This is a genomic window from Amycolatopsis jejuensis (genome assembly GCF_000717335.1).
Taxonomy (GTDB): Bacteria; Actinomycetota; Actinomycetes; order Mycobacteriales; family Pseudonocardiaceae; genus Amycolatopsis; species Amycolatopsis jejuensis.
In genome coordinates this window covers 1-2,905 of sequence record NZ_JNYZ01000074.1, presented here as the reverse complement: position 1 = coordinate 2,905, position 2,905 = coordinate 1, and the positions used below count along the sequence as shown (strand labels likewise).

Here is a 2,905-nt window from a genome sequence, read left to right as displayed (position 1 = left end):
GTCGCTGATCAAGGCGGGCGCGTTCGATTCGATGGGGCACACGCGGCTGTCGATGATCCAGGTGCACGAGGACGCGGTCGAGGCCGTGGTGCCGCTCAAGCGCCAGGAAGCCATGGGCCAGTTCGACCTCTTCGGCTCGTTCGGCGCCGACGACGGGGACTCGGGCGAGGCCGCGCCGTCGTCTTCGCCGCTCGCGCACCTCAAGTTCGGCGAGGAGGAGTACCCGCGCAAGCAGCTGCTCGCCTACGAACGCGAGATGCTGGGCCTCTACGTGTCGGCGCATCCGCTCGACGGGGCCGAACGCATCCTGCGCAAACACGCGCCGAAGCCGATCGCCGCGCTGCTGGCCGATCCGCCGAAGGAGGGCGAGGTCGTCATCTCCGGCCTGCTCACCTCGCTCGAGCGGCGGGTCAACAAGAAGGGCGAACCCTGGGCGATCTGCACGGTCGAGGACATGGACGCCGCGATCGAGGTGCTGTTCTTCGCCAAGGCGTACTCGATGTTCGCCGCGGACCTCATCGAGGACAACGCGGTGCTGGTCAAGGGCCGGGTCAACTGGCGCGAGGACAAGATGTCGATCTTCGGCGGCGGGCTCGTGCCGCTGGACCTGTCGGAGATCGGCAACGGCGACGAGGAACCGCCGCTGGTGCTGCTTGCCGCTGCGGAGAAGATCGACCAGTCGGTGGTCAGCGAGCTGAAGTCCACGCTGCTCGCGCACAAGGGCGAGACGCCGGTGCACCTGAAGCTCGTCGGCAAGAACCAGACGGTTTTCGCGCTTTACGATTACCCGGTGAAGGTCAGCTCGATGCTCATCGGTGAGCTCAAGGGCATCCCTGGGATCACCGCGAACACCTGATGACGGCCGCCGGGCCGGATCCACGCCGCTGGCGGGCGCTCGCGGTCACGCTCACGGCCGGGTTCATGACGTTGCTGGACGTCAGCATCGTCAACACGGCGCTGCCCTCGATCCAGCGTGACCTGAACACCGGCGCGAGCACCATCCAGTGGGTGGTGTCGGGCTACGCGCTCACGTTCGGCCTGGTCCTGGTCACCGGCGGACGGCTCGGCGACGCGCTCGGCAGGCGGCGGATGTTCCTGGTCGCGCTGGCCGCGTTCGTCGCGACGAGCGCACTCGCCGGTGCGGCCCCGGACCCGGCCACGCTCGTCGCCGCGCGGCTCGCCCAGGGCTGTGCCGCAGGCATGCTGACCCCGCAGAACAGCGGCCTGATCCAGGACCTGTTCCACGGCGCCGAACGCGGCCGCGCTTTCGGCCTCTTCGGCGCGGTGGTCGGCATCTCCACCGCGGTCGGACCGGTGCTCGGCGGCGTAATTCTCGCGCTGTTCGGCGACCCGGACGGCTGGCGCTGGGTGTTCTACGTCAACGTGCCCATCGGGGCGCTCGCGTTCGGGCTCGCGATGAAGCTGGTCCCGGCCACGGACCGCCGGAAGATCCGGCTGCGCACCGAAATCGACTTCGCCGGGATCGTCCTGCTCGCGGTCGCGGTGCTCGGGGTACTGCTGCCGCTGGTGCAGTCCGAGCGGGGCAGGCTGTGGTGGCTGTTCGTCGTTGCGGTCGTGTTCGGTGCGGCATTCGTGTGGTGGGAACGGCGGGTGGCGAGCCGAGGGCGTGCGCCGCTGCTGGACATCGGCCTCTTCACCACCACCCCGGGATACGCGAGCGGCGCGGCGGTCGGTGCGCTGTACTTCTGCGGGTTCGCCGGGATCTGGCTGGTGTTCGCGCTGTTCTTCCAGCAAGGGCTGGGGTACACGCCACTGCAGTCGGGGCTTTCGGTCACGCCGTTCGCGCTGGGCTCGGCGGTGTCGGCTGCCGTCGCCGGCCGCTTCGTGAGCCGCTTCGGCCGACGGCTCACCGTCGCCGGCCTGGGCATTGTCGTGCTGGCTCTCCTGTCGGTGGCGCTGGTCGTGCAGCTGGTCCCGCCGTCCGCGGCCGGTTTCGCGGTGGCCGGCCCGCTGCTGATCGGCGGCATCGGCGGCGGCATGGTGATCTCCCCGAACACGACGCTCACACTCGAATGCGTACCCAACCACCTGGCCGGCGTCGCCGGGGGTGCGCTGCAGACCGGTCAGCGCATCGGCACCGCAATCGGCACGGCTGTGCTGGCGTCGGTGTTCGAATCGGTGGTTGCCTCGTCGGGCCACCGGACGGCCCTCACCGCCGCAATGTCGTGCGCCGCCGCCGCCACGGTGGTCGCCCTCGCCCTGGCGACCCTGGAACTCCGCGCCCGCCGTCGCCGCGCAGTCCTCACCGAGGACCAGCGAGCCGCCCGCTCCGCCGCAGACATCCACCGAACGTGACCCCGCCACTCTCACGTTCCACGATCGGTGAACTACTTTCCGCCACCAAGTGGTTGCTCCATCCGAGTGACACGCGACGTTTGGCTCTGGTGCTACTCAGAGCAACCGGGTAGACCTTATGGAGCCTTCAGAACGTCACTTTGGCTACCTACAGTGGTAATTCGCTCGGTCGACCGGGGATGGGTCGACCGGTCGAGCGGCCAGGGAGTCCGGAGTTTCCGGGGAATGGACACCCAGGGTCGCATCCCAGGCACAGGATTCGTCGGCGTCCGCGGGGGACCGTACGGCGACCGCCGGGAACACTGCCCGGAGCAGCCACCAAGTGCGAGCGAAGGCGCAGAGGCGGGCCCGGACGAGGGGGAACCGGGCCCGCCTCAGTGCATTCTTGGTTTGGTGCGTTGGTTTTGCCGCCTCGGCGCATTCTTGCCTGGTGCCTGGTGCCTGGTGCCTGGTGCCTGGTGCTGGTGCCTGCCCCGACGTGCGTCTGGCGGTTGGCTGGTCTGACTCCAGCCGCGTTGCCCGCGCCACCGCCGTCGGCGGTTTCCACGCCGCCTGTTCCCCCTCCCGCCATTCCCGCCCCCCCCCCCCC

The 2,905-nt window shown here is 69.5% G+C and carries 2 protein-coding genes; both read left to right on the top strand.

All coding sequences use genetic code 11. The annotated features are described in order from the left end of the window. Positions 1-856, top strand: an 856-nt coding sequence (locus OO71_RS45735; RefSeq protein ID WP_033296402.1) for an OB-fold nucleic acid binding domain-containing protein, incomplete at its 5' end; no start/stop codon positions are given. Then, entirely contained in the window at positions 856-2,316 is a 1,461-nt protein-coding gene (locus tag OO71_RS45730) for an MFS transporter (RefSeq protein WP_033296401.1), read from the top strand. The genes OO71_RS45735 and OO71_RS45730, both read left to right, overlap by 1 nt. The last annotated feature ends 589 nt before the right edge of the window (positions 2,317-2,905 follow it).